Genomic DNA, 16,333 nt, shown 5'->3' with positions numbered 1-16,333 from the left:
TAATCGCGGCTGAAGCCCCTCCCACAGCTAAGTGAGAGGGGCGTTCGCGACGCTCTGGGCAGCACCTTTGGTCACCGCCTGGGCAACCGTTCGTCCTCCTTCATCAAACTGTCACGCTTGTGTGGCAGCGCCGTCGAATGACTTTCATCAGACTCGAGTTTCAGTGGGGTTCTGCGTTTCTGGTGTTTTCATGCGTGCATTCATTTTCATGGCCGCGTTGCTTTGCGGTCTGCCGTCTTTTGCGGCCAATCGTTGCGACCTGTCCGAGCCGACCCGTTATGCGGATCTCGGTGAGGTGCGCCTGGCTTATCAAAGCATCGGCAACGAGCACGATCCGGCGCTGTTGTTGGTAATGGGGCTGGGCGGACAGTTGATCCACTGGCCTGACGAGGTAGTCGAGCGCCTGTGTCAGCAGGGTTTTCGCGTCGTGCGCTTCGACAATCGTGACGTCGGGCTGAGCACCTGGCGGCGACCGGCGCCAAGCATCAACCTGCCTTACGAGGTGCTGCGCTATCGCCTGGGCCTTTCGCTCGGTGCGCCTTATCACCTGCGCGACATGGCGGGCGATGCCCTGGGGTTGATGGATCGTCTGGGCGTCGACAACTTCCATGTACTGGGTGCGAGCATGGGCGGCATGATCGCCCAGCACCTGGCCGATCTGGCGCCGCAGCGCGTTCTCAGTCTGACGCTGGTGATGACCAGCTCGGGTGCTCAAGGACTGCCTGCACCCAGCGATGCGCTGGTGGCGCTGCTGGCAAGGCGCGAGGCGGGGAGTCGCGAGGCCGCTCTGCAGCAGCAGGCAGACTTGCTCGCGGCGCTCGGCAGCCCTGCGGTGCATGATGATCGTGCCTTGCTCTTGCATCAGGCCGAGCAGGCCTATGACCGTGCCTTCAATCCCGAAGGCGTGCAGCGACAGTTGTTGGCGATTCTTGCCGAGTCGAGTCGGGTCGAGCTGCTCAATCGCCTGAAAGTGCCGACGCTGGTGGTGCACGGCACGGCCGATCCGCTATTGCCGGTGATGCATGGCGTACACGTGGCGGCGCATATCAAGGGGGCGGAGCTCAAGTTGATTCCGGGCCTGGCGCATCGCTTTCAGGATGCCTTCAAGGAGCCTCTGCTGGCCGCGGTGTTGCCACATCTCGCGGCGCATCGGGGCGACTTGGGCCTGGCGCATCTGTAAGGGCGAGCGCTCACAGCTCCTGATTGTGCTTGATGGCTTCACGTCGCTGCAGATGGTCGATGTGCTCGCTGCTGTGGCGAAGCAGCTTGTTGGCCATGGTCATGCGCTCGATATAGCGGGTGATGCTCTGCTCGGCGTCATGGCGGGAGATAAAGGGGCCTTCCAGCGTGCCTTCGCGAGTGGCGAAGAAGTATTGGCCGTTGACGGCGCTCAGACGTGAACTGCGGTAATGCGTGCCCGGTTGGGGGTCGATATCGCGTTGGCCGAACATGGTGAGAGCTCCATCTGCAGGTTCTGGATAATCTGAGTCTACTGTGGCCAATGCGACGTGCTTGGCAAAACGACAGATGGTAGATTTTGGCAGCCTGTTAGCGTCTTTTAGCGGATTTTTTGAATTATTGGCGCCGGTCGGCTGGCGTCCTGTGGATGCTGAGCAGTACAGTTTCGCTCGGCAACCGGGCTGAACTGTTGCTGTGTAGGGGGGCATGCCTCTCCTAGAATGCTCTGCTGCGGTCGACATGCTCTGTTGGCCGCCTGCCAGAGGTTGCCATGCACATTTCTTCCGGCCGTTGGATGTACGGCCTGCTGCTCGCCCTGATCACCTCCGTGCTCTGGGGCATCCTGCCCATCAAGTTGAAAGAAGTTCTGCAGGTGATGGACCCGGTGACGGTCACCTGGTATCGCCTGGCCGTGTCCGGTTCTCTGCTGTTTGCCTATCTCGCTGCGAGTCGCCGGTTACCACGTTTTCGGCCGCTGGGACGCAAGGGCGGTTGGCTGCTGGCGCTGGCCATTGGCGGGCTGACGGCCAACTACGTGTTGTATCTGGTTGGGCTCAACCTGCTCAGCCCCGGTACCACGCAACTGGTGATCCAGGTGGCGCCGATCCTGCTGCTGATCAGCAGCCTGTTCGTCTTTCGCGAGCGCTTCAGCCTGGGCCAGGCGATTGGCCTGATGGTGATGCTGCTGGGCTTCGGCCTGTTCTTCAACCAGCGCCTGGGTGAGCTGCTGACCTCGCTGACCACCTATACCACCGGCGTGCTGACCGTGCTGGCGGCTGCCTTCGTCTGGACCTTCTACGGCCTGGCGCAGAAGCAACTGCTGACCTCGTGGAATTCGGTGCAGGTGATGATGGTCATCTACCTGGCGTGCGCGCTGCTGCTGACGCCCTGGGCGCAGCCAATGCAGGTACTGGAGTTGAGCCCGCTGCAGGGCTGGCTGCTGCTGGCCTGCTGCCTGAATACCCTGGTCGCCTACGGCGCTTTCGCCGAGGCACTGGCGCATTGGGAAGCTTCACGGGTCAGCGCGACCCTGGCGCTGACACCGCTGGTGACCTTCGTCTCCGTGGCCTTGGCCTCGACCTGGTGGCCGGACCACGTGCTGCCCGAGCAGGTCAACTGGATCGCCTACGCCGGCGCTGTGGTGGTGGTGCTTGGCTCGGCACTCACCGCGCTCGGCCCATCGTTGCTGGCCGCTTGGCGGGCGCGCAGGGCAGGGCGTTAATCCAGCGGCAGCTCGGTGGTGCGCTTGACCTCGCTCATGGCGATATGTGAGTGCGCCTCGTGCACATGCGGGCGCTGCAGCAGGTGGTCGCGCAGGAAGCGCTCGTAATCGGCGATGTCCTTGGCCACCACCTTGAGCAGGTAGTCCGAGCCGCCGGCCATGCTGTAGCACTCCAGCACCTGCGGGTAGCCGACCACGGCCCGCTCGAACTCATCCAGATTGCCGCGCCCGTGGGCCGACAGCTTGATGTCGACGAACACCGTGATACCAAACCCCAGACGCTTGTGGTTGAGCAGGGCGACCTTGCGCTCGATCAGCCCTTCTTCCTGCATACGATGAATACGCCGCCAGCAGGGCGATTGCGACAGCTCGACTTTCTCGGCTACCTCGGCGGCAGAGAGGTCGGCATCGTGTTGCAGCAGGCGGAGAATCCGCCGGTCGATGGGGCTGAGCTTGTCCTGCATGATTGTTTCCAATTTATTGTGATTGTTGGAAGGATCATGCGAAGTATCGCCTTCGATACTCGAAAATAGAAAGAAAAAAGCGGAACCCTCCGGTCATGCTTTAGGCAAATCCGTCGCAGCGATCCTGTGACCGGACTCAACGGAGCGTGTCTACCGTCGCGCTCCCTGTGCTCGCCATAACAATAAAAGGAGCGCTCCATGTCACTGGCCGAAATCCGCCTGGATGACAAATACCGCCTCGCTACTGGTCACCTCTATCTGACCGGCACTCAGGCGCTCACTCGCCTGCCCATGCTGCAGAAGCAGCGTGACGCCGCCTTCGGACTCAATACCGCCTGCTTCATCTCCGGCTATCGCGGCTCGCCTCTGGGCGGTCTGGACAAGAGTCTGTGGGGTGCGCGCGAGTACCTGAAGGAAAACCACATCCACTTCCAGCCCGGCGTCAACGAAGAGCTGGGCGCCACCGCAGTGTGGGGCAGCCAGCAGGCCAACCTGTTCCCCGGTGCGCGCTACGACGGCGTGTTCGCCATGTGGTACGGCAAGGGGCCGGGCGTCGACCGCAGTGGCGACGTGTTCAAGCACGGCAACTCGGCCGGCGTTTCCAAGCACGGCGGCGTATTGCTGCTGGCCGGTGACGATCATGGCTGCAAGTCCTCGACCATCGCCCACCAGAGCGAGCATGCGTTCATCGCCGCGTCGATCCCGGTGCTCAACCCGGCCAACGTCCAGGAAGTGCTGGACTACGGCATCATCGGCTGGGAGCTGTCGCGCTACAGCGGCTGCTGGGTAGCGCTGAAGACCATCGCCGAGAACGTCGACTCCTCGGCCGTGGTGGACGTCGATCCACTGCGTATCCAGATCAAGATCCCCGAGGATTTCCAACTGCCGGAAGACGGCGTGCACATCCGCTGGCCCGATCCGCCCCTGGCCCAGGAAAAGCGCCTCAACGTCTACAAGATCTACGCCGCGCGCGCCTTCGCCCTGGCCAACAACCTCAACCAGGTCAAGCTCGATTCGCCCAACCCGCGTCTGGGCATCATCACCACCGGCAAGTCCTACCTCGACGTGCGTCAGGCCCTGGATGACCTCGGCCTGGACGAGGCGCTGTGCGCCAAGGTCGGCTTGCGCGTGCTCAAGGTCGGCATGAGCTGGCCGCTGGAGCCGGTGTCGGTGCACCAGTTCGCCGAAGGCCTGGACGAAATTCTGGTGGTGGAAGAAAAACGCAGCATCATCGAAGACCAGCTCACCGGCCAGCTCTACAACTGGCCAGTGGGCAAGCGTCCGCGCGTGGTCGGCGAGTTCGACGAGCAGGGCAATTCTCTGTTGCCGAACCTGGGCGAGCTGACTCCGGCGATGATCGCCCGGGTGATTGCCAAGCGCCTGGCGCCGATCTACAGCAGCCCGACCATCGAAGAGCGCCTGGCCTTCCTCGATGCCAAGGAAAAGGCCCTGGCCGCGCCCAAGCACAAGACCGTGCGCACCCCGCATTTCTGCTCCGGCTGCCCGCACAACAGCTCGACCAAGGTGCCGGAAGGCAGCCGCGCTCTCGGCGGCATCGGCTGCCACTACATGACCCAGTGGATGGACCGCAGCACCGACACCTTCACCCAGATGGGCGGCGAGGGCGCGACCTGGATCGGCCAGGCGCCGTTCACCGATACGCCGCACGTGTTCCAGAACCTCGGCGACGGCACCTACTTCCACTCCGGCCATCTGGCCCTGCGTGCGGCCGTGGCCGCCGGGGTCAACATCACCTACAAGATCCTCTACAACGACGCGGTAGCCATGACTGGCGGCCAGCCCCTCGACGGCGAACTGCGTATCGACCAGCTCAGCCAGCAGGTGCATGCCGAGGGCGTCAAGCGCATCGCCCTGGTCAGCGACGAGCCGGACAAGTACCCGACCCGCGCCACCTTCGCGCCGGGCGTCACCTTCCATCACCGTCGCGAGCTGGACGCCGTGCAGCGCGAGCTGCGCGAGGTCAAAGGCTGCTCGGTGATCCTCTACGACCAGACCTGCGCCACCGAGAAACGCCGTCGGCGCAAGCGCGGCAAGCTGGTCGACCCGGCCAAGCGCGCCTTCATCAACCCTGCTGTGTGCGAGGGCTGTGGCGACTGCAGCGTCAAATCCAACTGCCTGTCGGTACTGCCGCTGGAAACCGAACTGGGGCGCAAGCGCGAGATCGACCAGAGTGCCTGCAACAAGGACTTCAGCTGCCTGGATGGTTTCTGCCCGAGCTTCGTCACCGTGCACGGCGGCGGCCTGCGCAAGCCCGAGGCCGTTGGCCTGAGCGCGCTGTTCATCGCCTTGCCGGAGCCTAAGCAACCGGCCCTGAGCCGCCCCTGGAACATCCTCCTGCCCGGCGTTGGCGGTAGCGGTGTGACCACCGTCGGGGCGCTGCTGGGCATGGCTGCGCATATCGAAGGCAAGGGTTGCACCGTGCTCGACCAGGCGGGCCTGGCGCAGAAGTTCGGCCCGGTGATCACCCACATTCGTATCGCCGCGCAGCAGAGCGACATCTACGCCGTGCGTATCGCCGCCGGGGAGACCGATCTGCTGCTGGGCTGCGACCTGGTGGTGTCGTCCAGTGAAGAGGCGTTGGCCAAGCTCAACGACAAGATTGCCCATGCGGTGATCAACAGCCATGAAGCGGCCACTGCCGAGTTCACTCGCAACCCGGACGCCCAAGTGCCCGGCGCTGCGATGCGCGAGGCGATCAGCGAGGCGGTGGGCGAGGGCAAGACCCGCTTCGTCGACGCCACCCGCCTGGCCACTCGCCTGCTCGGTGACAGCATCGCCACCAACCTGTTCATGCTCGGCTATGCATACCAAAAGGGACTGGTGCCGGTATCGGCCGAAGCGATCAACAAGGCCATCGAACTCAACGGCGTGGCTATCGAGCTAAACCAGCAGGCCTTCCTCTGGGGCCGTCGTGCTGCGCATGACCTGGCTGCGGTGGAAAAACTCGCCGCGCCCAAAGTGGTCGAAGCGCCGCATTGCAGCACCCTGGAGGAGATCATATCCGACCGTGTGCAGCGTCTGACCGCCTACCAGAACGCGGCCTATGCCGAACGCTACCGTGAGCTGGTCGAGCGTGTGCGCAAGGTCGACACCGATGCGCAGCAGCGCCTGAGCAAGGCCGTGGCCCGCTACTACTTCAAACTGCTGGCCTACAAGGATGAGTACGAAGTGGCGCGTCTGTACAGCGATGCGACCTTCCGCAAGCAGCTCGAGGCCCAGTTCGAAGGTGACTACCAACTGCAGTTCCACCTGGCGCCGAGCTGGCTGAGCAAGCCCGATGCGGCCACCGGCCAGCCACGCAAGCGCAGCTTCGGCCCCTGGATGCTCAAGGCGTTCGGCGTGCTGGCGCGCTTCAAGTTCTTGCGTGGCAGCGCGCTCGATCCGTTCGGTCACAGTGCCGAACGTCGCCTGGAGCGCGAGCTGATCGAGGAATACGAGGCCAACGTGGCCTACCTGCTCGCCGAGCTCAAGGCCGACAATTACCGCACCGCGGTGGCGCTGGCCGAGATTCCCGAGCAGATCCGCGGCTACGGTCACGTCAAGGAGGCGGCGCTGGCCAAGGCGCGCGAACAGGCGACGCAGCTCAAGGCACGCCTGACCGTCAGCGAGATCGCCGCCGTGCAGTTGTTCGAACCGGCTGCCTGAGCCTCAGACCTATCCCCTTTGCCACCCTCTCCCACGCGGGAGAGGGGCGGCCTTTTACGACCCGAAAACCGAGGTAACCCGATGTCCGTCTTCACTCACGTAGACTTCGATCAGCACGAACAGGTGGTCTATGGCCACGACAAGGCCAGCGGCCTGAAAGCCATCATCGCCATTCATGACAGCACCCTTGGCCCTGCGCTGGGCGGTTGCCGCATGTGGAACTACGCCAGTGACGAGGAAGCGCTGCGCGACGTGCTGCGTCTGTCGCGCGGCATGACCTACAAATCGGCCCTGGCACGCTTGCCGCTTGGTGGCGGCAAGGCCGTGATCATTGGCGACCCGCATAAAGGCAAGAGCGAGGCGCTGTTCCAGGCCATGGGTGATTTCGTCGACAGCCTGGGCGGGCGCTACGTCACCGCAGCGGATTCCGGCACCGGCGTGGCTGAGATGCGCATCATGGCCGAGCGCACTCGCCACGTGGCTGGCGCCGGGCAGCGTGAGGCATTCGGCGGTGGCAGCCGTGACGGTGATCCATCGCCTTCGACCGCCTATGGCGTGTTCATCGGCATTCAGGCGGCCGTGGCGCATCGCTTGGGGCGTCAGGATCTCAGCGGCGTTCGCGTGGCCATCCAGGGCGTGGGGCAGGTTGGTTTCGGCCTGGCCAAACTGCTCAAGGAGGCCGGTGCGCAGCTGTGGGTGACGGATATCGTCGAAGCCAATGTGCAGCGCGCCGTCAGCCAGCTTGGCGCTACTGCGGTCGGTCAGCATGAGATCTACCGTCTCGATGTGGACGTGTTCGCGCCGTGCGCGCTGGGCGCGATCATCAACCTGCAGACGCTGGAAGCCCTGCGCGCGCCGATCATCGCCGGTGCGGCCAACAACCAGCTGGCCGACGCCAGCCTGGCCGAGCTGCTGCGTCGCCGTGAGTGCCTGTACGCGCCGGACTACGCGATCAATGCCGGCGGCATCATCGATGTCTGCTACGAGCGCACCGGTGGCAGCGCCGCGCAGCTCAAGGCGCATATCGAAGGCATCGGCCCGACCCTGACGGAGATCTTCCAGCGCGCCGAACGCGAAGGCGCGACCACCACCGCGATTGCCGACCGCATGGCCCGCGAGCGCCTGCAAGGCGGGCTGTGACCTGCGTACCCTCGATGCGCGCCAATCACGGGGTGGGTCGACCACCCCTGCCTCCTGACTTTTCACAACAACAAGAGGGCCAGTCCCAATGAGTCAAGACAGCATCGCTTCCGGCGCCATCGCCGGCGCTTCCAGCAACAGCGCTGGGCGCGGCTTGTGGTCGTCGCGCTGGGTGTTCTTCCTTGCTGCCACTGGTTCGGCCGTCGGCCTGGGCAATATCTGGAAGTTCCCCTATATCACCGGGCAGAACGGCGGCGGCGCTTTCGTCCTGGTCTACCTGGCGTGCATCCTGGCCATCGGTATTCCGCTGCTGATGACCGAAGTGATGATCGGCCGTCGTGGCCGTGCCAATCCAGAGGGGGCTATCGCCGCTCTGGCCAGGGAAGCGCGGGCCAGCCGGCACTGGCGCTGGCTGGGCACCCTGGTGGTGCTGACCGGCTTTCTGATCCTGAGCTTCTATACGGTGATCGCCGGCTGGGCCGTGGCCTATACACCCACGGCCATGAGCGGTGGCTTCAGTGGTTTGAACGGGGAGAGCAGCGGGGCGTTGTTCGGCGCCATGCTGGCAAACCCCTGGAAGCTGGCCGGCTACGGCACGCTGGTGTTGCTGCTGACATTGGCTATCGTCGCCTTCGGCGTGCGTGGCGGGCTGGAGCGCTCATTGCGCTTTCTGATGCCGGGGCTGTTCGTGCTGCTTCTGGTGCTGGTGGGCTACGCGGCCACCACCGGGCACTTCATGCAGGCGGTGCATTTCCTCTTCGATGCCGACTTCAGCAAGCTCAGCGGACAGGGCGTGCTGGTGGCGCTGGGGCATGCCTTCTTCACCCTGAGCCTGGCCAGCGGTGCGATGATGGCGTACGGCTCCTACCTGCCGGCGGGGACCTCGATCGCCAGAACCGCGCTGATGGTGGCGCTGGCCGATACCGGTGTGGCGCTGCTGGCGGGGCTGGCGATCTTCCCGCTGGTATTCGCCAACGGCCTGGAGCCAGGCGCGGGGCCGGGGTTGATCTTCGTCACCCTGCCGATTGCCTTCGGCCAGATGCCGCTGGGGCAGATGATCGGGGGGCTGTTCTTCATCATGCTGGCAATTGCCGCATTGACCTCGGCGATTTCCCTGAGCGAGCCGACCATCGCCTGGCTGACCGAGAAGTTCGGCATCAGCCGTCTCAAGGCGGTGCTGGCCAGCGGTATTACGCTCTGGTTGCTGAGCCTGGGCACGGTCCTGTCGTTCAACGCCTGGAGCGAGGTGACTCTGCTGGGCAAGACCTTCTTCGACAGCCTGGACTTTCTCACCACCAACCTGTTGATGCCGCTGGGAGGCCTGGCCACCGTGCTGTTCGCGGGCTGGGCACTGAGCCGCAAGCTGGTCCAGGAATCCATCGGCATCGACCAGCCACAGCTGTTCGCGCTGTGGTGGCAGGCGCTGCGCGTGGTCACGCCGCTGGGGATTCTGGTGGTATTCCTGCACAGCCTCGGGTTGTTCTGATTGAGTATGCCTCCACCCTGCGCCGAGCCGGTGTGGGGTGGGGTTGTCGCTTGAGACATTACCGGATAGGCGGCTCTACGGCATGACAAAACCGCGTGACGCCGCTAAGATGCGCGCGGTCTTGGCGACACCACTCGCTGGGCCAGGTCCCCTTAGTTCAACGGATAGAATAAGCCCCTCCTAAGGGCTAGATGCTGGTTCGATTCCAGCAGGGGACGCCATCTTCATCCTCTTCGATCTGGCGTGTTTCTCCGCACTTTCCTCTGCTTCATCACGGCCGGCCTTTACTGGCTTGCTATATTTCCCCGTGGTCATCCTGCAGCGATCCCGCCGCTATCGGACGTGTTTCAGGCGTCTGATATCGCACTTCTGAATACTTCGTTTCACGCCCGTTGAAAGCCTGCGGGACTTCTGAATCGCGGGTTTGGTTCCTCCAATTCCTATTCGCTGCGTTCTCTGAAATGCCGTGATAGGACGTGCGTCTCATTATAAGTATTTGTTCTTATACGCTGTTGCAAATCATTATCATGCAGGTCTAGTATTCGGTCACTTTCATCCGGACTGATGAGGCGCAACGTGACCACGGAATTGCCCTACGACTTCATTGCCATAGGCCTGGGGCCTTTCAATCTCGGGCTGGCATGCCTGGCGGAGCCTCTGGGGAGCCGCAGCCTGTTTCTCGACAGAAAGGCCGAATTCAGCTGGCACCCCGGCATGCTGCTGGACGGCACCACGCTACAGAATCCCTTCCTCGCCGATCTGGTCTCGATGGCCGATCCCACCAGTCGTTTCAGCTACCTCAACTACTGCAAGCAGCAAGGCCGCTTGTACAACTACTACATCCGCGAGAACTGGTACCTGTCGCGCCAGGAGTTCGACCGCTACTGCAAGTGGGCGGCGGCTCAGTTGGACAATCTGCGCTATCAGCATGAAGTGCAGGAGGTCTGGTACGACGCCTCGCTGCCTGGCTATGTGCTGGCCGGGGTGCGTGGCGATACCGGCGAAGGTTTCCAGTACAGCTGCCGCAAGCTGGTGATCGGTATCGGCGGCGTGCCGCACATCCCCACCTGCTGTAGCCCGGGCGATGCCCGCCAGGCGGTGCATACCTCGGCTTACCTGGGCAGCAAGGAGACACTGCAGCGTTGCCGCAGCATTACCGTGATCGGCAGTGGGCAGAGTGGCGCCGAGGTCTTTCAGGATCTGCTGGAGCAGGCGCCGCAGCATGGCTACCAGTTGAACTGGGTGACCCGTGCGCCGCGGTTCTTCCAGATGGAGAACGCCAAGCTCACCCTCGAGTTGATCACGCCGGACTACGGTCGCTACTTCTACGGCCTTGGCGACGGGGTCAAGCAGCAGATCCTCGATGACCAGCGCAGTATCTACAACGGCATCAATCAATCGCTGATCGAACGCATCTACCAGATCCTGGACGAGCGTCAGCAGCAGGGCCTTGCCGGTGTCAGGCTGCTGCCCAGCCTGGCGTTGCAGCAATGTCGGCGAGACGCTGCCAGCGGGCAGTGGCAACTGGAGTTTCAGCACGCTCAGACGGGCGCGCGTTATGGCCATTCGACCGACGGGCTGGTGTTCGCCACCGGCTATCGCTACCAGCTGCCAAGTTTCATCGAAGGCATTCGCCAGCGGATTCGCTGGGATGCACAAGGGCGTTACGCGCCATCGCCGAACTGGGCGGTGGATCATCAGAATAGTGAGATCTATGTGCAGAACGTTGGCTTGCACAGCCACGGCCTGACCAACCCCGATCTTGGTCTGGCCTGCTGGCGCAATGGTCGCTTGCTCAATGAGCTGACCGGGCGTGATGCGTATCCCTGCGAGGCGCGCACCACCTACCAGGATTTCCAGCCGCCGGCTGACTGCGGTTTCGTCGCGCTCGGGCAGGGGAGCGCCTCTGCATGAACCTGCGCACCACCATTCTGATCATGTCGGGCTTCGGCGTGATCAGCGATTCGATTCTGATCGCCTTCTACCCGCAGTTCTTCGAAACCCGCTACGGCGTGACCAGCCCGGTACACGTGGGGGCCTATATCGCTGCCATCTCGATTGCGGTGATGTGCATGTTGCCGGTCTGGGCGCGGGTGGCCAGGCGCATCGAGACCATGCACCTGCTGCTCTACACCCAGGGCGCGGCGGCGCTGTTCTGCCTGGCCTCGATCTGGGCGCCGAGCGTGGAGAGCTACTGGGTACTGAGCCTGATGATGTTCATGACCAAGGCCAGCTACCTGCTGATGTTTCCCTACCTGATGCGTCTGGAAGAGCCGCAGAATCACAGCCTGGTGATCGGCCTGCTGTCGGTGGTCATCCATATCGGCGCGATCTTCGGCGCAGCCGTCGGTGGCATGGCGCTGGAGCATTACGGGCCGAGCTTCTGCATTGCCCTGATGGCGGCCGGGGACCTGGCGCAGATGGCGCTGTGTCTCTATCTGATCCGCACGGGAAGGGTGGTCAAGGTGCTCAGCCGCGAGGAGAAGAGCGGCCAGGCACCGGTGCCGCGGCGCAGCCCGCAGGCGTTGTCGGCGCTGCTCAAGCTGTGCCTGCTGATGTTTCTCTTCGACTTCAGCGCCTACCTGGTGCGGCCGTTCTTCACCCTGTACTGGGAGGCGCGCACGGGGCTGCACGAGCCGCTGCTGACCGGCCTGGTGTTCGCCATTCCCGGCATCGTCGCGTTGCTCGCGCTACTGCTCAAACACCTGGTCGTGCAGCAACCGCGCTGGGTCGATCACACCCTGTTCAATCTGCTGCTCGGTGCCTTGGGGCTGGCACTGCAGGCCAGCGAGTCGCTGGAGCTGATCATCATTGGCCGCTGCCTGTATGGCTGGGCGCTGTATCAGGTGATCGTCAAGCTCGAGGTCACCCTGTTCAAGGTCAGCACGCCGGATGCCTATGCCCGCGACTTTGGCGTCACCAACTTCTTCCAGAACCTCGGCGTGCTGCTGTCTTCGTTCGGCGCCGGGTTCCTGGTCAACCTGGTCGGTATTCCGCTGACCTTCGTCATCGCTGCGGCAGGCCTGCTGCTGACGGCGATCATCGACCGCGGCTGGTTCGGCGTAGACCGCCGGCACGCCGCTCAGGGAGAACTCTGCCATGCCAACTGAAGCCATTGCGCTGAGCCAGCCAAGGGCGCAGCTCGACCCGCATTTCACCTTGCGTCCGCTGCGTCTCGACGAGGACGTCGCGGTGATCAACCCCTGGTACCAGATGGATTACGCCCACTACTGGAACATGCAGGACATGACCCTGGAGGCGACCCGCGACTTCTACGCCGACGCCCTGGGCAGCGGCCATATGCGTGCCTTCATGGGTTTCTACCGTGGCGCGCCGGCCTTCGTCATGGAGTGCTACGACCCCCGGCACGACCCGCTCGGCAAGCGCTATGCGGTGCAGCCTGGTGATCTCGGCATGCACTTTTTCGTCGGCCCGAGCACCCAGCCGATTCGCCACTTCACCCGTGACGTGCTGCGCGCGGTGATGGCCTTTCTCTTCGACGAACTCGGTGCGCGCCGCGTGGTGGTGGAGCCGGACATTCGCAATCACAAGGTGCATCGCCTCAATCGCCTGGTCGGCTTCGTCGAGCAGGGGCCAGTCGAGCTGCCTGCCAAGACCGCACTGCTGGCGTTCTGTACGCCCGCTGATTTTTTCCAATCACTTGAAGGATCAAGCCCGCTATGACTTCTCCTCGTCTGGATCATCCCGCCTCGGTCGTCGCCCATCTGACCCCCGAGCTGTGGCACAAGGTCAACCGCCTGTTGGTGCGCAAGGCCATCGCCGAATACGCCCATGAGCAGCTGTTCAGCCCGCAGTTGCTGGGTGCGTCCGAACGCGAAGGCTGGCAGCGCTACGAGCTGGCGGCCGACACCGAGGGCTGCGTGTATCGCTTCGAAGCGCGCACCATGGCCCTGCGTCATTGGCATATCGAGCCGGCCAGCATCGAACGCCTGCTTGATGGCCAGCCGCAGGCGCTCGATGCGCTGACCTTCGTCATCGACTTCAAGCGTACGCTGGGCATTCCGGCGGACAAGCTGCCGGTGTATCTGGATGAAATCAGCAGCACGCTCTACGGCGCAGCCTTCAAGCACGGCGAGCGCGCACTGAGCAGCGCCGAGCTGGCCGACGCCGACTACCAGACTATCGAGGCGGCGATGATCGAGGGCCACCCAGGCTTCGTCGCCAACAACGGTCGCCTGGGCTTCAACGCCTTCGACTACCACGCCTACGCCCCGGAAACCGGCTCGCGCTTCGCCATCATCTGGCTTGCTGTGCACCGCGACAACGCGCACTTCGCCGCCGTACCTGGGCTGGATCACGAACAATTGCTGCGTGAGGAACTGGGCGAGGCGCAGCTGCAGGCCTACCGCCAGCAATTGCACGAGCAGGGGCTGAATGCCGATGACTACCTGCTGATGCCGACCCATCCCTGGCAGTGGTTCAGCAGGCTGAGCCTGATGTTCGCCGCCGACATCGCCCAGCGCAAAATCGTGCCGCTGGGGCGTAGCAGCGACGAGTACGTCGCTCAGCAGTCGCTGCGTACCTACTACAACATGTCGCAGCCGCAACGCTGCTATGTGAAGACCTCGCTGTCGATCCTCAACATGGGTTTCATGCGCGGCCTGTCGCCGTACTACATGGCCGGCACGCCGGCGATCAACGCCTATCTGGGCCAGTTGATCAGCAGCGACCCGGTGCTGCGTGAATACGGTTTCAGCATCCTGCGCGAAGTCGCCTCCGTGGGTTATCGCAACCGCTACTACGAGGCGGCGCTGGAGACCGACAGCCCGTACAAGAAGATGCTCTCAGCGCTGTGGCGGGAGAGCCCCGCTAGCCGCCTGAAAAGCGGCGAACGGCTGATGACCATGGCCGCGCTGTTGCACCTCGACCCACAGGGCCAGGCCCTGCTACCCGAGCTGATCCGCCGTTCCGGGCTGGCGCCGCGGGCCTGGATGCGTCGTTACATGGATGCCTTCCTGCGACCGCTGATGCACTGCTTCTATGCGCACCACCTGGTGTTCATGCCGCATGGCGAGAACCTGATTCTGGTGCTCGACGGCCACGTGCCGGTGCGCGCGATCATGAAGGACATCGCCGAGGAGTCGGCGATTCTCGACAAGGACGCGCAAATGCCGCCGGGCCTGGAGCGCTTGGCCGTGGACGTGCCGGAGGACTACAAGATTCTCGGCATCTTCATCGACGTGTTCGACGGCGTGTTCCGCCATATGAGCCAGATTCTCGAAGAGAACCAGTGCATGAGCGAGACCGAATTCTGGCGCGGTGTCGCCGAGTCGGTGATCGACTATCAGCACGCGCACCCGGAGCTGGCCGAGCGCTTCACGCGCTACGACTTCTTCGCGCCGAGCTTCCTGCATTCGTGCCTGAACCGCCTGCAACTGAAGAACAACCTGCAGATGGTCGACCTGGCGAACCCGGCGGGCAGCCTGATCATGGCCGAGCCGCTGGCCAACCCAGTCGCACCGTTCGCACCTCGTGTCGAGCACGAGCCAGCGCCGCGGCGTATCGCCGAGCTGCAGCGCTAGCTGCCTGCCCCGTCAGGCGGTGCCTGGCGGGGCAACGACTTCCATGGTCCGGATTGGGCCATAGCCCAGAGCCTGAGGCGTTGGCGCGTCTACGCGGGCGGGATCGGTGCAGGCCGGTTTCAGCTCGCGACTGCCAGCCAGCCTCGAGTTCGCTGCAAGGAGCCAAGCATGTACAACCCCAGTCGTACCGCTCAGTTTGCCGCCACGCCCTACGATTTTCGCGCCACCGAGCCGCAGCTGCCGATTCATAGCTACTGCGACCCGGCGATCTACGAATGCGAGCAGGAGCTGATCTTCCGCCACTGCGCCAACTACATCGGCCACGAGAAGATGGTGCCCGAGCTGGGCGACTGGTACGCGCTGCCGCACGAGGAGCACAGCCGCATCCTGGTGCGTAACGAACATGGCGTGGAGTTGCTCTCCAACGTGTGTCGTCACCGTCAGGCACTGATGCTCGGCGACTTCAGCCCGGGCAGCGATGCCAGCACCGTGCGCCGTGGCAATCTGCGCGCCACCGGCAATCGCATCATGTGCCCGCTGCACGCCTGGACGTACGACACCAGCGGGCTGATCGTCGGTGCGCCGAAGTTTCCGCAAAAGCCCTGCCGCAACCTGCCGCGCTACCCCCTGCACAACGTTGCCGGCTTTCTCTTCGAGGGGCCGCGTGACCCGGTTGCCGACATCGGCGCGTTGTTCCGCCGCCCGGACATGGACTTCTCCGACTACCAGCTCGACCACGTCGAGATGCACCCGTGCAAGTGCAACTGGAAGACCTTCATCGAGATCTACAACGACGACTACCACATCGCCTCTTTCCATCCCGGCCTGCGCCGCTACGTGCGCAGCGAGGGGCTGCAGTGGGACTACGGCGACTGGTACAGCCTGCAGCGCATCAACGTGAACCCCAACCTGGCGCGTGCCGGCACCGATACCTACCGCGCCTGGCATGAAGGCCTGATGGCCGTGCATGGCGATGCCGCGCCGGATTTCGGTGCGATCTGGGCCAGCTACTACCCGACTCACATGATCGAGGTGTTCCCCCACGCCCTGGTGCTTTCCACCGTTTACCCCAAGGGCGTGCACGAGTGCCTCAACGTCGTCGAGTTCTATTACCCGCAGGCGCTGTGCGAAGGCAATCGCGAGCTGGTCGAGGCGCACCGCGCTGCCTACATGGAAACCGCCATCGAGGACGACGAGATCGCCGAGCGAACCGATGCCGGCCGGCGTGCGCTGTATCAGCGTGGCGTCGATGACAGTGGCCCGTACCAGATACCGCTGGAGGAGGGCATGCAGCACTTCCACGGCTGGTATCGCCAGGTGATGGGCCAGGCCCTGGCTGCCGAGCGCCGCTAAG

General features: G+C 63.7%; 12 protein-coding genes and 1 tRNA gene. 11 read left to right on the top strand and 2 right to left on the bottom strand.

The features are described 5' to 3' along the window. The first annotated feature begins 190 nt into the window (after positions 1–190). Positions 191–1,180, top strand: coding sequence for an alpha/beta fold hydrolase (locus N5J71_RS02975; RefSeq protein ID WP_100549228.1), 990 nt, complete (start codon positions 191–193; stop codon positions 1,178–1,180). 10 nt (positions 1,181–1,190) lie between these two features. On the opposite strand, the gene N5J71_RS02970 is transcribed toward N5J71_RS02975, so the two are convergent. Continuing rightward, positions 1,191–1,451 carry a DUF6316 family protein gene (locus tag N5J71_RS02970; RefSeq protein WP_045735255.1) on the bottom strand — a complete coding sequence of 87 codons (261 nt, stop codon included), beginning with the start codon at positions 1,449–1,451 and terminating at the stop codon, positions 1,191–1,193. 278 nt (positions 1,452–1,729) lie between these two features. On the opposite strand from N5J71_RS02970, the gene N5J71_RS02965 reads away from it, so the two are divergent. Next, complete coding sequence (locus N5J71_RS02965; RefSeq protein ID WP_100549226.1) at positions 1,730–2,680, top strand: DMT family transporter; 951 nt, start codon at positions 1,730–1,732, stop codon at positions 2,678–2,680. Here N5J71_RS02965 and N5J71_RS02960 read toward each other — a convergent pair. Then, positions 2,677–3,144, bottom strand: a complete 468-nt coding sequence (locus tag N5J71_RS02960; RefSeq protein ID WP_017679111.1) for an Lrp/AsnC family transcriptional regulator — start codon at positions 3,142–3,144, stop codon at positions 2,677–2,679. The two genes, N5J71_RS02965 and N5J71_RS02960, sit on opposite strands and share 4 nt — an antisense overlap. Positions 3,145–3,342: 198 nt before the next feature. Here N5J71_RS02960 and N5J71_RS02955 point away from each other — a divergent pair, with 198 nt between their 5' ends. The 9 genes from N5J71_RS02955 to N5J71_RS02915 all read left to right on the top strand — a co-directional run bounded on the left by N5J71_RS02955 (position 3,343) and on the right by N5J71_RS02915 (position 16,332). Continuing rightward, positions 3,343–6,810, top strand: coding sequence for an indolepyruvate ferredoxin oxidoreductase family protein (locus N5J71_RS02955; protein WP_279916261.1), 3,468 nt, complete (start codon positions 3,343–3,345; stop codon positions 6,808–6,810). Between the two features lie 81 nt (positions 6,811–6,891). After that, complete coding sequence (locus tag N5J71_RS02950) at positions 6,892–7,950, top strand: Leu/Phe/Val dehydrogenase (RefSeq protein ID WP_075748502.1); 1,059 nt, start codon at positions 6,892–6,894, stop codon at positions 7,948–7,950. 88 nt (positions 7,951–8,038) lie between these two features. After that, complete coding sequence (locus N5J71_RS02945) at positions 8,039–9,436, top strand: sodium-dependent transporter (RefSeq protein ID WP_074681339.1); 1,398 nt, start codon at positions 8,039–8,041, stop codon at positions 9,434–9,436. 146 nt (positions 9,437–9,582) lie between these two features. Beyond that, a tRNA-Arg gene (locus N5J71_RS02940) sits at positions 9,583–9,657 on the top strand. Positions 9,658–10,012: 355 nt separating this feature from the next. Then, the gene (locus N5J71_RS02935) at positions 10,013–11,350 is read left to right on the top strand and encodes a lysine N(6)-hydroxylase/L-ornithine N(5)-oxygenase family protein (RefSeq protein WP_162884227.1); all 1,338 of its coding nucleotides are present in this window, start codon (positions 10,013–10,015) and stop codon (positions 11,348–11,350) included. Further along, positions 11,347–12,546, top strand: coding sequence for a YbfB/YjiJ family MFS transporter (locus N5J71_RS02930; RefSeq protein ID WP_083665748.1), 1,200 nt, complete (start codon positions 11,347–11,349; stop codon positions 12,544–12,546). The genes N5J71_RS02935 and N5J71_RS02930 overlap by 4 nt, the downstream gene beginning before the upstream one ends. Next, positions 12,536–13,120 carry a GNAT family N-acetyltransferase gene (locus tag N5J71_RS02925; RefSeq protein WP_279916260.1) on the top strand — a complete coding sequence of 195 codons (585 nt, stop codon included), beginning with the start codon at positions 12,536–12,538 and terminating at the stop codon, positions 13,118–13,120. Before N5J71_RS02930 ends, N5J71_RS02925 begins: the two co-directional genes overlap by 11 nt. After that, positions 13,117–14,979: an IucA/IucC family protein gene (locus N5J71_RS02920; protein ID WP_279916259.1), complete on the top strand. Its 1,863-nt coding sequence runs from the start codon at positions 13,117–13,119 to the stop codon at positions 14,977–14,979. The genes N5J71_RS02925 and N5J71_RS02920 overlap by 4 nt, the downstream gene beginning before the upstream one ends. A gap of 168 nt (positions 14,980–15,147) precedes the next feature. Then, positions 15,148–16,332 (top strand): aromatic ring-hydroxylating oxygenase subunit alpha, encoded by a 1,185-nt coding sequence (locus tag N5J71_RS02915; RefSeq protein WP_083366101.1) that lies wholly within the window; start codon positions 15,148–15,150, stop codon positions 16,330–16,332. Position 16,333 lies beyond the last annotated feature (1 nt).

The sequence above is a fragment of the Ectopseudomonas oleovorans genome (assembly GCF_029845265.1).
Taxonomy (GTDB): Bacteria; Pseudomonadota; Gammaproteobacteria; order Pseudomonadales; family Pseudomonadaceae; genus Aquipseudomonas; species Aquipseudomonas oleovorans.
This window is presented reverse-complemented; position numbering and strand designations above follow the sequence as displayed.